This window comes from Butyrivibrio sp. AE3003 (genome assembly GCF_000686065.1).
GTDB classification, from domain to species: domain Bacteria; phylum Bacillota; class Clostridia; order Lachnospirales; family Lachnospiraceae; genus Butyrivibrio; species Butyrivibrio hungatei_A.
In genome coordinates, this window is record NZ_JMLX01000001.1 from 813,830 (window position 1) to 828,266 (window position 14,437).

16 protein-coding genes and 1 pseudogene are annotated in these 14,437 nt (G+C 41.9%); 16 read left to right on the forward strand and 1 reads right to left on the reverse strand.

Annotated features, from left to right (window positions below):
- Positions 1-60 precede the first annotated feature (60 nt).
- Positions 61-258, forward strand: a pseudogene (locus tag CD00_RS21340) (BrnT family toxin); the annotation flags it as partial.
- Complete coding sequence (locus tag CD00_RS0103915; RefSeq protein WP_051594073.1) at positions 255-494, forward strand: CopG family antitoxin; 240 nt, start codon at positions 255-257, stop codon at positions 492-494. The pseudogene CD00_RS21340 and the gene CD00_RS0103915, both read left to right, overlap by 4 nt.
- A 43-nt stretch (positions 495-537) precedes the next feature.
- Here the strand turns inward: CD00_RS0103915 and CD00_RS0103920 are convergent, their stop codons facing one another.
- Positions 538-1,107, reverse strand: a complete 570-nt coding sequence (locus CD00_RS0103920) for a tyrosine-type recombinase/integrase (RefSeq protein ID WP_026654744.1) — start codon at positions 1,105-1,107, stop codon at positions 538-540.
- 309 nt (positions 1,108-1,416) lie between these two features.
- On the opposite strand from CD00_RS0103920, the gene CD00_RS0103925 reads away from it, so the two are divergent.
- From CD00_RS0103925 to flhF, 14 genes are all read left to right on the forward strand, one after another.
- Positions 1,417-2,346, forward strand: coding sequence for a hypothetical protein (locus tag CD00_RS0103925; RefSeq protein WP_026654745.1), 930 nt, complete (start codon positions 1,417-1,419; stop codon positions 2,344-2,346).
- Positions 2,347-2,720: 374 nt separating this feature from the next.
- Entirely contained in the window at positions 2,721-2,894 is a 174-nt protein-coding gene (locus tag CD00_RS19725; RefSeq protein WP_081670600.1) for a flagellar FlbD family protein, read from the forward strand.
- A gap of 50 nt (positions 2,895-2,944) precedes the next feature.
- Complete coding sequence (locus CD00_RS0103935) at positions 2,945-3,754, forward strand: motility protein A (RefSeq protein WP_026654747.1); 810 nt, start codon at positions 2,945-2,947, stop codon at positions 3,752-3,754.
- On the forward strand, positions 3,754-4,587 hold the full coding sequence (locus CD00_RS0103940) for an OmpA/MotB family protein (RefSeq protein WP_026654748.1): 834 nt from the start codon (positions 3,754-3,756) through the stop codon (positions 4,585-4,587). The genes CD00_RS0103935 and CD00_RS0103940 overlap by 1 nt, the downstream gene beginning before the upstream one ends.
- An 18-nt stretch (positions 4,588-4,605) precedes the next feature.
- On the forward strand, positions 4,606-5,148 hold the full coding sequence (locus CD00_RS0103945; protein ID WP_026654749.1) for a flagellar basal body-associated FliL family protein: 543 nt from the start codon (positions 4,606-4,608) through the stop codon (positions 5,146-5,148).
- Positions 5,149-5,208: 60 nt separating this feature from the next.
- Positions 5,209-6,192 (forward strand): flagellar motor switch protein FliM, encoded by a 984-nt coding sequence (gene fliM, locus CD00_RS0103950; RefSeq protein ID WP_026654751.1) that lies wholly within the window; start codon positions 5,209-5,211, stop codon positions 6,190-6,192.
- A 4-nt stretch (positions 6,193-6,196) separates the two neighbouring features.
- Positions 6,197-7,462 carry a flagellar motor switch phosphatase FliY gene (gene fliY / locus CD00_RS0103955; protein WP_026654752.1) on the forward strand — a complete coding sequence of 422 codons (1,266 nt, stop codon included), beginning with the start codon at positions 6,197-6,199 and terminating at the stop codon, positions 7,460-7,462.
- A 58-nt stretch (positions 7,463-7,520) separates the two neighbouring features.
- Entirely contained in the window at positions 7,521-7,862 is a 342-nt protein-coding gene (locus CD00_RS0103960) for a flagellar biosynthetic protein FliO (protein ID WP_034461954.1), read from the forward strand.
- Between the two features lie 3 nt (positions 7,863-7,865).
- Positions 7,866-8,810, forward strand: a complete 945-nt coding sequence (gene fliP / locus CD00_RS0103965; protein WP_081670602.1) for a flagellar type III secretion system pore protein FliP — start codon at positions 7,866-7,868, stop codon at positions 8,808-8,810.
- Between the two features lie 32 nt (positions 8,811-8,842).
- The gene (gene fliQ, locus CD00_RS0103970; RefSeq protein WP_026654755.1) at positions 8,843-9,115 is read left to right on the forward strand and encodes a flagellar biosynthesis protein FliQ; all 273 of its coding nucleotides are present in this window, start codon (positions 8,843-8,845) and stop codon (positions 9,113-9,115) included.
- A 9-nt stretch (positions 9,116-9,124) separates the two neighbouring features.
- Positions 9,125-9,910, forward strand: a complete 786-nt coding sequence (gene fliR, locus CD00_RS0103975) for a flagellar biosynthetic protein FliR (RefSeq protein WP_026654756.1) — start codon at positions 9,125-9,127, stop codon at positions 9,908-9,910.
- Entirely contained in the window at positions 9,885-11,039 is a 1,155-nt protein-coding gene (gene flhB, locus CD00_RS0103980) for a flagellar biosynthesis protein FlhB (protein ID WP_026654757.1), read from the forward strand. The genes fliR and flhB overlap by 26 nt, the downstream gene beginning before the upstream one ends.
- Positions 11,040-11,087: 48 nt before the next feature.
- On the forward strand, positions 11,088-13,145 hold the full coding sequence (flhA, locus tag CD00_RS0103985) for a flagellar biosynthesis protein FlhA (protein ID WP_026654759.1): 2,058 nt from the start codon (positions 11,088-11,090) through the stop codon (positions 13,143-13,145).
- Complete coding sequence (gene flhF / locus CD00_RS0103990) at positions 13,146-14,423, forward strand: flagellar biosynthesis protein FlhF (RefSeq protein WP_026654760.1); 1,278 nt, start codon at positions 13,146-13,148, stop codon at positions 14,421-14,423.
- Positions 14,424-14,437 lie beyond the last annotated feature (14 nt).

Here is a 14,437-nt window from a genome sequence, read left to right on the forward strand (position 1 = left end):
AATTCAATAAATAAAGAAAAGCATGGAGTATCTTTTGAAGAAGCATAAACTGTATTTTATGATGGGAATGCTCTTTTGGAGTATGATGAGAAACATTCAGAACAAGAGGATCGTTTCCGCATTCTTGGAATGAGTTATTCCGGAAAAGTGCTTATGGTTGTACATTGTATTCGAGAAGAATCAGTTATCAGAATTATATCATCTCGAAAAGCGACGGATAATGAACGCAAAGGATATGAAAGGAGTAAAGGCTTATGAAGAATATAAATGAAGAAGATGAATTTTTGGAAAAAGAATTTGATTTTAGTAAAGCGATAAAGAATCCTTATGCAAAAAAGCTCCAGAAGAAGATAACCATGAACGTAAGAGAGGATGCTCTTGAGTATTTTAAAAAGCAGTCGTCTGAATCAGGCATTCCATATCAAACACTTATAAATTTGTATCTTATTGATTGCGCAGATCATAATAAAAAGCTTGAAATTCAATGGAAATAAAGGAATCGCCCACAACTATGCAATGTTGTGGGCGATTTATTCATTATACTAGTTCGACATGGTTCTGGAGTGCTTCTTCCATTTCACGGGCGTCTACACCGAGATATCTCTTTGTAATGTCAGGAGAAGAGTGCTGGAAAAATTCCATAACGAGAACGATATTATAGCCATTGGATTCATATAAGCGCATGCCACAGTATTTCCTGAAACTGTGCGTAGATACATTCTCATAGCCAAGATATTCGCAGACTTTATGCAGGTATTTTTGTACTGCACGCTCACTGATCTCGAATATCAGCGCATTATTTTGAATGTGATTTTCTGCAATATATTCTTTCAGATGTTTATAGTATTCTTCAGAAACGGTCTTGTACCGTTTTTTCTTCGTTTTCATTTCTACAATATTTATTTTATGTATATTTCCTGCAGCAATAAAGCTTGATGGCTTAAGTGAAAGGACGTCTTCGATACGGATTCCGAGATTGGCCTCCGCGATTAGAATCTCGGCAATTCTGGGATTGGCCCTGAATTGCTTGGAAGCTCCGGTCCTCATTGTTTCAATTATTTCAGTGTATTGTTCTCTCGTAATCGGTACGGTAGCGTATTGTCCCATTATTTTAGTCCTTGATCAAATCTGATCTGAATCTGATGTCTCTCCATGTTTTTTTTGAGCCGTTTTTTTTCGCAAAATTCATCAATTGAATTTTGGCGTTAAAATTGGGCATAACGATAGTATATACGTATTTATCGCGTTTTTCAATGGTTTTAGGTTCGCATAATATGCAATTTGCGAACTTTATATACGTATACAATGTACACATTGTAATGTGTACATCTTGTATTGAGATTAAGAGGCTGAGATGATATAATAAAGTCAGTAAAAATACATATTTCATAAGATTACTGTTATCAAGGAGGCAGAATGAGCAACAAGGAAGCAACTAAGGAAGAAAGAACTGTAGATGATACAACAAAGCCTCGCACAATGAGACTTACGGATGAAACGTTTGAATATATAAAGAAACTCGCGGCACAACTTGGCGGGAATCAGCAACATGCCGTATCGGAACTTCTTAGGGTATATGAAGGGCAGATAGAGAAAGATGCTTTACCTGCAGGTGCGGAACAGCTCGAAGAATTCGAGAAGTACCAGGCTAAGATGCATGATATTTTCATGGATCTTATTAGATCCAGAAACGATGCTGCAGATCTTGCCCGTGTAGATTTTGCAAAACAACTTGATACTAAAGATGATATAATCTGCGAACTTCAGAAAAATCTTAAGGATATAAAAGCCGGAGAAGACGGGGCTGCAGAAAAGGCAGAGTCGCTTCGCAAAGAAAATGATGAATTAAAGCAAAAGATGCAGGATGAGATTGAACATCTGAAAGAAGAGCTTGAGAAAAGCAAAGAAGAGTGCAATGAATTAAAAGAACAAGTTTCTTCTATAAAAGAAGAACTGGCTGAAGCAAAGAAAAATGAATCCGATATAAGGAAACTTTACGATGAAAGAGTTGCATCTTCCGTAAAACTCATGGATGAAGTGGAAGAACTTAAGAATAAAGAAAATCCTCTCAGAGAAAATATATCAAAAGTTGCTTCGGAAAACAGAGTTTTAGTTGCGGAAAATGCAAGACTTACGCAGGAAAACAAATCTTTGCGCGACGATATCGAATCCATGAGAACTTCACATACCGCTGAGATCAAACTTGTTACAGCGAATGCGGAACTCAAGGCAAAGAATGACGCATACAAAGAATTACTTGCTGAAAAAGACAGATATTCTCAACTTGTTGAACAGATCAAAAATGACAGGACTGAAAAATTGCTTGAAAATCTAAAAAATAAGTAATTTCAATTAAAATTAATTACATTGGGCAACGCTTGCACTTGACTGGGGTGTGAGCGTTTTATTTTTTGTCAAGAAAAATCGTAGAAACTAACCGTTGTTTTTGATATTTAATACTGTACAGTAAATGAAAATGTGTTAAAATAAATTGAATACCACTATATGTAGTATATTGCATGCACTATGAAACATAATTGCTAACTTTATTTCATTCATTTTGCTCTAAAATGAAATTACGATTCAAATTGGACTAAAAAAGTTGCATTTAAGCAAGAATTAAGCATTTTAGTATGGTAAAATTAATATGCTAAGAAATTAAGTTTCGTTTCTGGTCTATTTTTTCACTAAAAAATGTAATTTTATATCAGAAGGTGTTTATGAACAAGGGAGTAATTGAGCTTACCAAAATGGATACGCGTAAGATACTCATTAATCCGAGTTTGATTGAGACAGTTGAGAGTAATCCGGATACTGTCGTGGTCTTATCTACCGGAAGAAAGCTTATTGTGAAAGAGAGCATGGAAGATATTTGCAGTCTTATCAATTCCTGAAACGTGCGGAAGAAGATGTTGACTAATTTTTAATGTGAGAGGTAAATGCTGTGGATATTGCGTCGATTATCGGTGTAGTAATGGGAATTGTATTTATGCTTCTTGGAATCATCACATCCGGAGGCATCGGTTCTGTTGGAAATTTCTTGGATGCGCCGTCGGCTCTGGTTACATTCGGTGGAGCTTTGATGGCTGTTTTGGCATCCAGACCGCTTTCGGAGTTTACCGGCGGACTCAAGTGCTATACGCGAATATTTAAACTTACTACCGATGATACCAAGGCCGTAATCAAGCAGATCATCGATCTGTCCAATACAGCCAGAAAAGAAGGCCTTCTCGCTCTGGAAGAAGCGGCCGGCAATCTTGACGATGCTTTTATGAAAAAAGGCGTCATGCTTATTGTCGACGGTACCGAGCCTGAGCTTGTAAAGAGCATTCTTGAGGCCGAGATAGATGCTATGGCTGAGAGACATAAGACTAACTATTCTTTATTTGAAGACATTGCGTCACAGGGTCCTGCCTGGGGTATGATCGGTACACTTTTGGGACTTGTTAACATGCTTAATGATATGAGTGATGCATCGAAGATTGGACCTTCCATGGCGACTGCTCTTATCACGACATTGTACGGTTCAGTTATGGCGAACTGGTTCTGTTTCCCTGCTTCAGCCAAGTTAAAGGCAAGAAGCAATGCAGAGTACATGTCAAAGAGTATTGTCATTGAAGGACTTTTGTCTATACAGGCGGGTGAAAATCCCCGTGTAACAGAAGAGAAGCTTAAGTCATTCCTGTCACCCGTTGACAGAACGGCTTACGAAGCTGAGACCGGAACAGGTTCAGCAGGTGGAGGCGAAGAATAATGGCAAAAAAAGCAGAAGAAGTAAAACCGGGCGCGCCCGCGTGGACCGCGACATTTGGAGATCTGATGAATCTGCTCCTTTGTTTCTTCGTACTTCTTTTCTCCATGTCAACTATGGATGCCGCTAAGTTTGAAGAGGTTGCCGCGTCGTTTAGTTCGGCGTTTGGATTTTTCTCGGGCGGTGAGATGGCTATCGGCCAGGGTGCACTTATCGGAGACGGTGTGTCACAGCTTACCGAGCTTTCAAGTTATGTGACTTCCATGGGTCTTGCGCAGACCGGTGAAGATTCCGACACCGAGGATGTGGAAGTCGGTGATATGAACCAAAAGGAACTTATGGAAGCGGCTGAGGAAGAACAGCTCGAAGCTTCGGCGGAGCTTGCTGAGAAGATTGAGGAAGCTCTTAATGAAGAAGATATAGAGGATGTTGTTGCTCTTAATTATACGAGTCAGTTTGTTCAGCTTACCATACAGGGTTCGATCCTTTTTGATTCTGCCAAGACTGATATTAAGGAAGATGCAAAACCTGTAATAGATAAAGTTGGGCAGATACTCGAGACTTATGCCGGAGGAACTGTTGCGGTTGAGGGACATACTGATAACGTTCCCATGTCTTCAGGCGGAAAGTATGCGAACAACGATGAGCTCAGCTCAGGAAGAGCTCTTTCGGTTTTCTATTATCTTTGTGAGAACACTAATCTTGATCCTGCGAACATAGTTCATACGGGCAGAGGGGAATATAACCCGATCGCTGATAATTCAACCGATGAGGGAAGAGCCCGTAACAGACGAGTTGAGATTAAAATATATAATCCACTTAGTTCTTCATACTAAAAGAGGGGGATTTTTCAAATGAAAAAGAATTTACTATCAATCATCATTCTGGCTTTACTTGTTGTAAATATCGCCATGACGGGCTTTATGCTTTTGAGTGTTATGACTACAAATTCCCAGACGGCCAAACTTGTTTCTGACATAGCGGCTGCGCTTGAACTTGAAACAAGCGGCGGTGTCGGCGGAGGACTTAACACTGAGCCTTCAGAACCTTCGGGAGTTAATGAAATAGCTACATTCGGATTTGTTGGAAATCAGGACAGGCTTACCATAAATCTTAAGCCGGGCAATGACGGCAAATCACATATGATGGTTGTTGAAGTTGTTTTTTCCATGAATACAGCCAATCCTGATTATGCATCATATGGCTCATCCGAGCAGCTTTCGGGAATGAGAGATCGTGTGAAGTCAATTGTTACCGATACACTTTCAAGTTATTCAATGGAAGAACTTCAGGAAAACAGTCAGCCCGCAAAAGATGCAATTGTTGATAAGGTAAGAGAACTTTACAATTCCAACTTTATTTACAGAGTTGATTTCAGCAGTGTGCTTTATCAGTAATGCTGCATTTTATTAAAAAGGATACGCCGATAGCTATTTATCGGAGGAAGGAGATCCAACTTGAGCGAAGTACTGTCACAAAATGAAATAGATGGTCTGTTGGCAGCACTTAATAGCGGTGAACTAGATGTAGATCAGATGCAAGCCGCAGACGAGAAAAAAGTCAAAGATTATGACTTTAAACGTCCGGCGAAGTTTTCCAAGGAACATCTCAGAACTTTGGAGATGATATACGAGCATTACGGAAGGCTTTTGTCTACTACATTACCTTTATATCTTAGAAAGAATGTTACGGTGTCGGTTGCTAACTCAGAGACGGTTACATATTCGGAGTTTAGCAATGCCCTTTCAAACCCGGTTATTTTGGGAGTTATAAGCTTCCTCCCCTTACAGGGAACGATTATTTTGGAACTGCAGGCCAACATCGGATTCTCTTTTATCGACAGGATGCTTGGAGGTACCGGCATCGGACTTGATAAACCGAGACCATTCACCGATATTGAGATGCCACTTATAGAGAAGCTTGTGACTATTTGCATGCAGCTTATGGTAGAGCCGTGGCAGAATGTTGTTTCTATCAATCCGGTCATGGAAAAGATAGAGACAAACCCGCAGTTTGCACAGGTTATTTCACCTACAGACATGATCGCCATCGTCACTCTTAATATTAAGATCGGTGAAACGGAAGGACTTATGAATGTATGTCTTCCTTATTTCACGCTTGAGAGTGTTATGGATAAACTTAATACCAAGTTCTGGTTCTCCACGATGCAGAAGAACGTGGATGAAGATTTCGGAGAATATCTTGAGACTATGGTCAAACATGTTGATGTTCCCGTAAGAGCGGTTCTTGGCAAGTGTAATGTTTCCGTTAATGACTTTGTTCATTTGCAACCCGGCGACATTATCAGACTTGATAACAGAGTAAACACGGATATGCAGGTTTACGTTGGAAATATCTACAAATTCACCGGTTTGCCCGGTACTACGAAAGATAAATACGCCGTCAGGATCACGTCGGTAGTAAGAGAGGAGGAAGAGTAGGAGCATGGATGGAATGTTATCTCAAGATGAAATTAATGCTTTGCTATCCGGCATGGATTCAACAGCCGGTGGAGAAGGTGATGCTCCGGCTGCAGAAGCACCTTCCGATAATTCGGATATACCGGTAACTTCCGGCGCACCGGTTTCAGGAGGAAGCGAGATAGACGAATCGCTTCTTAATGATGCGGAAAAAGATGCCATCGGTGAGGTGGCTAATATAAGTATGGGATCTTCGGCTACTACGCTGTATTCCCTTGTAAATCAGAAGGTTAATATTACAACACCCCAGGTTGAACTTGCCAACTGGGAAAATGTAATAAATAACTATGAGAGACCTTGCGTCTTTATTCAGATTCAGTATACGGAAGGTCTTGACGGAACCAATATCCTTATCCTGAAAGAACGTGATGTTATGGTCATCACCGATCTAATGATGGGTGGCGACGGAACAAATATTTCCGGAGAGATTGGAGAACTTCAACTTTCAGCTATCTCTGAAGCAATGAATCAGATGATGGGTGCGGCGGCAACATCTCTTTCTACAATGATCAATCAGAAGGTTGATATCAGCCCACCGCAGGCTACACTTCTTGATATGATCAACGACGATCCTTCGGATATCGCAGAGTTCCTTATGGGAACATTTGTAAAGATATCTTTCAAGATGCAGGTCGGAGATCTTGTGGATTCAACGCTTATGCAGTTGTATCCCATTGATTTTGCCAAGGCGTTAAAAGATCTTGTTCTTACTGATTCAGGAGCAAAAGAAGCAGCACCTGCGCCTGCTCCCGAACCTGCACCTGCGCCTGCAGAAGCGCCTGCGCCCGCAGCGCCCGATCCGAATATGATGGCGCAGCCTCAAATGGGAATGCCACAGATGGGTATGCCGCAAATGCAGATGCCACAGATGGGAATGCCACAGATGCAGACCCCTCCGATGGGTATGCCGCAGATGCAGATGCCTCAGATGATGAATATGAACATTCAGCCCGCACAGTTCCAGACGTTTGCGGGTGGTCCCGGAATGATGGCCGGAGGGGAAAATATCGGCATCATCAAGGATGTTCCTTTGGAAGTTACGGTTGAGCTTGGAAGAACTGCTAAACCGATCTCCGATATTCTGGAGTTTGCACCCGGTACCATTATCGAGCTTGATAAGGTTGCGGGTGAGCCTGTCGACGTACTTGTAAACGGTAAGTTCGTTGCAAAAGGCGAAGTAGTTGTAATTGAAGAAAGTTTCGGTGTTCGTGTGACCGAGATTGTTCAGTGACGATTTCTTTTTACAAGATTTCTTTTATATAAAAAGAAACAGATGGAGTGTTTGCATAATGTCAGCCGAATCTTACTTACAGTTTGTTGCCATCTTAATAATCTTTGTTCTTGTGCTGGGGCTTACTTATTATGTGACCAAGTGGCTTGCCGGTTATCAAAAAGAAAAGGGCAGCGGAAAGAACATTGAGGTTTTGGAGACCGGAAGGATTTCAACTACCAAGTATATCCAGATAGTGCGTCTGGGTAATAAATATATGGCCATCGCAGTGGGGAAGGATGAAGTTACTGCATTATGCGAACTTGACAAGGAGTCACTTGTTTTTGACAATCCTGAAAATGCGGGCACGTTAAGCTTTAACGAAATTCTTGAAAAAATAAAAAGCGAGTTTAAGAAATAAATTATGAGTATACAGTGGGGAGAGAATAAAAAGAATATCTTTAAAAAACGTCGTTTGAAAAAAGGGGCGTTTATCGCCTTTTTGTCTGTTTTTTTGATACTCTTTTTGTCATTTGCAGTACCCGTTAAGGTAGTTGCTACCGAAAATGTGGTTGAAGATACCAAACCTACCGATCCTACCAATTCAAGAAAATCTAATCTTACAGGTTCTGAAGCTGAACGAACAAATATCACGGATCCGGGTTCAGCAGAGTCCCCTGACGATCTGAAAAAACTTAATATAGCCAATACGGTTACTGTTACATATGACAACGGAAACGGGTCACTGAGCGGATCACTGAGGATACTTATTACTTTAACGCTCATTTCCCTTGCGCCGACGCTTATTGTGATGATGACTTCTTTTACGAGAATCATCGTGGCGCTCCATTTCACCAGAACCGCGATAGGAACCCAAACATCTCCTCCCAACCTGGTGATGATTGGGATTGCTTTGTTTATGACACTTTTCATTATGCAGCCGACGCTTACGACTGTTTATAATGATGCGGTCATTCCTTTTGAAAAGGGGGAGATGGACCAGAAAGAGTTCGGAAAGGTCGCAATGGCGCCGTTTAGGCAGTTTATGTACGGCCAGACCCAGACTAAGGACGTTAAGCTCTTTATGGAGATAAACAAGACCGAGTGGGACGGAGAACTTGAGAGTATTCCCAATGTTGTCTTGATTCCGAGCTTTATTGTAAGCGAACTTAGAACAGCGTTCATAATTGGATTTTTGATATATATTCCATTTATTGTTATTGATATGGTTGTGGCATCTGTACTTATGAGTATGGGTATGATGATGCTTCCGCCGACTACGATCTCAATGCCGTTTAAAATACTTCTTTTTGTCCTTGCTGACGGATGGAGCCTTATCATCGGTAATCTGGTCAAGTCGTTCTATTAGTTTTTGTTATGAGATAGGGGAGGAATGTTTTTATGATAACAATGGCGGATATCAATACGATCGTAAATCAGGGACTTATGCTCGTTATTAAGATGTCGCTTCCGGTTCTTTTAACTTCGATGATCGTCGGACTTATTATTTCAATATTTCAGACGGTTACTTCGATACAGGAGCAGACGCTTACCTTTGTTCCTAAGGTAATATGCGTATTTCTTATGATTATGCTGACGGGAAACTGGATGATGACTGAGCTTTCGGGCTTTATTACACTTATCTGGTCTGATTTTTCGAAGTATGTGCGCTAGAGGTGAAGTATGATCGATTACAACTTCAGATACGGCGATCTGGAAGTTTTTTTGCTAATAGTTGTAAGAGTTACAAGTTTTATCTTTGTTTGCCCTTTCTTTGGAGGAAGGCAGACGCCTAACCTTGTGAAAGTGGGATTTGGCCTGCTTTTGTCAACTCTTGTGTACGGAGCTGTTCCGTATACGGCGCCTTCATATAACACGCTTATCGGTTACACGGTGATCGTTATGAAGGAGGTTACGGTTGGATTTCTTGTGGGCTATGCGGTGCAGTTGTGCCAGCTTGTAATTAACTTTGCGGGTCAGATTGTTGATATGCAGATAGGCTTGTCGATGGTAAACCTTTTTGACCCGAATACGAACGAACAGGTTACTATTACAGGTCAGCTCTATTCGCAGGTGCTTATTGTTTCGCTTATCATTACGGGAATGTACAGATATATTCTGGATTCGCTTATTGATACATTTTCCCTGATACCGATTAACGGCGCGGTCATTCACAGTGACAGGATGCTAAACGCCGTAGTCGCCTTTTTGAGAGATTACATTGTCATCGGCTTTAGAATAAGCCTGCCGATATTTATCATTACGTTTATCACAAACGTTATCCTCGGCGTTCTTGCCAAGGTGTCGCCTCAGATGAACATGTTCTCTGTAGGTATTCAGATAAAGATCATCGTAGGGCTTATGGTAATGCTGATCACGGTATCGATGCTGGGAGATGCGTCAAACTTTATTTTTAATAATATGAAGGAGCTTATGCAGGAATTTGTATACAGCATGCAGAGAGGCTGAGTTTGAATACAGGCCGTTGTTAATTAAATACAATCTGCAGTTCTTTGCCGAGGATGCGAACGGTGCCGAGAAGTCCGAGCAGCCTACGGCTAAAAAGCTTGAAGATGCCAGAAAAGAAGGCCAGGTTGCAAAGAGCCAGGAAGTTGCGACGGCGTTTAGCCTGCTGGCACTTTTCGTAATCTTGCGATTGGTTTACGCACTTATGGGAAGCACTTTTACCAATATTTTCCCGCGAGTGTACAATGACATTCCCAATGTTGCGAGGACTTATGACGGGCAGCTCCCCATTGCGTATATAACAAGCATTATAAATAAGGCGATGCTGACACTTCTTTTGTTGTGTGCACCGTTTTTTATAGTCGGATTTGCCGTTGCTTTTATCTGCGACTATGTTCAGGTTGGTTATAAGCCTACATCAAAGCCGCTGCAACCAAAGCTTTCAAAGCTTAATCCTGTTTCGGGACTTAAAAAGATTTTTTCTACGAGAAAGCTTTTTGAACTTGCCAAATCAATCCTAAAGCTCATTGTTATGGGAATTGTTATATTTTCTTTTTTTTCAAAAAGAAATGATTATCTGTTCCTTCTGTATGATATGCCGCTTGGTCAGGCAATCGGGCTTATGGGGAATCTCATTATAGACCTTGGATTCAGGGTTGCGATCGCGTATATGATCATAGCAATCGCGGATTTCATCTATCAGAAGCGCAAGTTTACCAAGGATATGATGATGACCAAGCAGGAAGTAAAGGATGAGTTCAAGAATTCCGAGGGAAGCCCGGAGGTTAAGTCGGCGCAGAAGAGAAGGATGATGGAAGCGTCAAGACGAAGAATGATGCAGGCAGTTCCCCAGGCGGACGTTGTTATTACGAACCCGACGCACTACGCTGTTGCCGTTAAGTACGATGCGGAAGAAGCGGAAGCTCCCATTGTTGTTGCGAAGGGCGCGGATTTCATGGCTCAGAGGATAAAAGAGCTTGCTAAGGAAAATGACGTCGAGATTGTAGAAAACAAGCCGCTTGCGCGTATGCTATATGCGAATGTTGAAGTTGGCGAGCTTGTTCCGCCGGAGCTTTATAAGGCGGTTGCCGAAGTACTTGCTTATGTTTACCACTTAAAGGGTAAGATTTAAAAGGTTTAGTTATGGATTTAGAAATTTTTACAGAAAGGAGAGTACGGCATGGACGCGAAAAAAATCAGAGACCGCGTATATGATTACGGTCTTGCTTTATATATTGTTGCGGCTATCGTAATGCTCATTATACCGCTTCGTGACTGGGTGCTGGATATTCTCCTTGCTTTTGATATGTCACTTTCTTTTGTGATAATGTTTACCGCCATGTTTGCGGCTGATGTTCTGGATATGTCGTTTTTCCCTACGATACTTCTTTTTACGACTATCTTCAGAATTGCACTTAACGTTTCATCTACCCGTCTTATCCTGACAGAGGGCGGTGCGGGTAAAGTTATTGAAGTATTCGGTTCCTTCGTTGGCGGAGGTGACCTTATTGTCGGAGCTATCGTCTATGTAATTCTCATAATCGTACAGCTCATGGTAATCAACAAAGGTTCTGAGAGAGTTGCGGAAGTATCGGCAAGATTTACTCTTGATGCCATGCCCGGTAAGCAGATGGCTATCGACGCCGATCTTAATACGGGTGCCATCACTGATGTTGAGGCGAAACAGAGAAGACAGAAGATTCAGGATGAAGCAAGCTTCTTCGGAGCTATGGACGGTGCTACGAAGTATGTAAAAGGAGATGCGACTGCGGGCCTTATTATTACGGCGGTTAACCTTCTTGGCGGTATTGCCATGGGTATCCTGAGAAAAGGGATGGACGTAAATACTGCCATCAATACATATTCGATTCTCACGATGGGTGATGGACTTGTAAGTTCTATTCCTTCTCTTATGATATCGATGTCGACAGGTATCCTTGTTACAAAGGGATCAAAAGAGGCAGATTTTGGCCACGTGCTTATCGGTCAGCTCTTTGGTATGCCGAAGACTCTTTACCTTGTGGGCGGAGTTTTGACAGGGCTTGGAATTTTTTCACCGCTTCCTACGCTTCTTTATGTTGCTTTCGGTGCAGGATTCATTTTTATGGGAAGAATTGCGAGTCAGACTATCGAGGAAGTTGCGGTTGAGGGAGAAGTTGCATCGCCTGAAGAACAGCAGGCTGAAGAGATAAGACAGCCCGAGAATGTAACAAGTCTATTGCAGGTTGATCCCATCGAGCTTGAGTTTGGTTACGGTATTATTCCGCTTGCTGATGTTAATCAGGGTGGAGATCTTCTCGACCGAGTTGTTATGATCAGAAGGCAGGTTGCCCTTGAACTTGGTACCGTTGTTCCGATAATTCGACTTAGAGATAATATTCAGTTGAATCCTAATCAATATATCATTAAAATTAAAGGTATACAGGTTAGTGACGGTGAGATTTTGTTCGATCATTACATGGCTATGAATCCCGGACATGTCGAGGAAGAGATTACAGGTATTCCTACATTTGAGCCGTCATTCCACCTTCCTGCGATATGGATCACGGAGGGACAGAGAGAAAGAGCAGAGAGCTTTGGCTACACCGTTGTAGACCCGCCGTCAATCATTGCTACGCATTTGACGGAGATTATAAGAGAACATATCGCGGAACTTCTTACAAGGCAGGATGTACAGAACCTTGTGGACAATCTGAAAGAGAACAATCATGCTCTTGTGGAAGAGCTTGTGCCTAAGCTCATGAGCCTTGGTGAGATTGAGAAGGTTCTTCAGAATCTCCTTCGCGAAGGCATTTCCATAAGGGACCTTGTGACAATATTCGAGACGCTTGCAGATTTTGCTCCGTCTACACACGATCCGGATATCCTTACGGAGTATGTAAGACAGAGCTTAAAGAGAGCTATCTCCAACAAGTATTTTGTGCCGGGAGAGACTACGAGCGTTGTTACTCTTGATCCCAAGATCGAACAGGAGATCATGAGCAGCGTTAAGCAGACAGAAACAGGTGCTTATCTTACACTTGATCCCGCCAGAACCAAGTCTATACTTGCTGCTGTGGGAGAGCAGGTCAAGAAGCTTGAAGATGCGGGTAAACAGGCAATCATCATGGCGTCACCTATAGTGCGTATGTACTTTAAGAAGATGACAGAAGACTACTATAAAGATCTGGTTGTTATTTCATATAACGAAGTCGAAGCCAGTATCGAACTACAATCGGTGGGGATGGTAACTGCGTAAATGATTATTAAAAAGTATGTTGGAAAAAATGAAAGCGAAGCCACGGATGAGGCAAAAAAGGAGCTCGGGGGGAACATCGTCGTAATGAATGTGCGACCTGTTAAGAAGTCCGGTTTTCTGGCTCTGTTCCAGTCTCAGAAGATTGAAGTGACAGTGGCACTTGAGGAGGAACCTGAAAGGCCGGTAAGAACGACCTATACTCCGCAAAAGCCCAAAGTACAGGAAAGCAGGGGCTCTTTTGACAATGCTCAAAGAGATACCGTGGTTTCCGCTGCTGCGACGGCTACCAAGGTTTCTGCGCCGAAGGAAGATAACAGCGCTATCGAAGAAAAGCTTGATAATCTCAGCTCTCTTTTGGAGAAAAATATTCTCAAGAATGAGAAGGAGGTTGTTGTTCCCAAAGCTGAAAAAGAAACGGGTGTTGTTCCCGAGAAAAATAATGATGGCGTAAAAACTTCTAAAAATGATATATCAGAAGAAACACTTTCTTTCATAAAATTGTTATATAATACTCTTATAGAGAATGAAGTTGACGAGATATACGTAAACCAGCTTACCGATGAGGTTGAAAAGATAAGTAAACCCGGACTTCCTTTTGATTACGCGCTTGCAAACGTTTATCAGAAGATGGTTCTTAAGTTCGGTAAGTCTGAGCCTATAAAAGAAGTCGGTGAAGAAAAGCCGATAGCTGAGGTTTTTATAGGTCCCACAGGTGTCGGCAAGACAACTACGATTGCCAAACTTGCGTCGGAGCTTACTGTTTCCAAAAAGAAGAAAGTAGCTCTTTTGACCATGGATACATACAGAATTGCGGCAGCCGAGCAGCTTCGCACATATGCATCGATACTTGAGATTCCTTTCAGGGTTATTTATTCTGTCGATGAGATGAAGCAGGCGGCTGAAGATTTCAGGGAATATGACTACATCATGGTCGATACGGCGGGACATTCACTTAAAAATGAAGAGCTTATAAGAGATGTTGAGAACTACATAAGGGCTTTGGAGGAGCTTATGGAGTGCGAAAACTATCTTGTTTTGTCAGCGACTACCAAGTACCGCGACCTCATTGAGATTTCGGATGCGTATTCGGAAATGGTTGCATATAAGCTTATTTTTACAAAAATGGATGAGACAGGCGCAAAAGGTAACCTTTACAATATCAGAATGCATACGGGTTCGCCCATCGCGTATATCACAAACGGCCAAAACGTGCCGGATGACATCGCGGTATTTGATGCACAGAAAATAGTAAAGAACCTTCTTGGCGGAAAAAGTTGATTTGGGGATAGTTA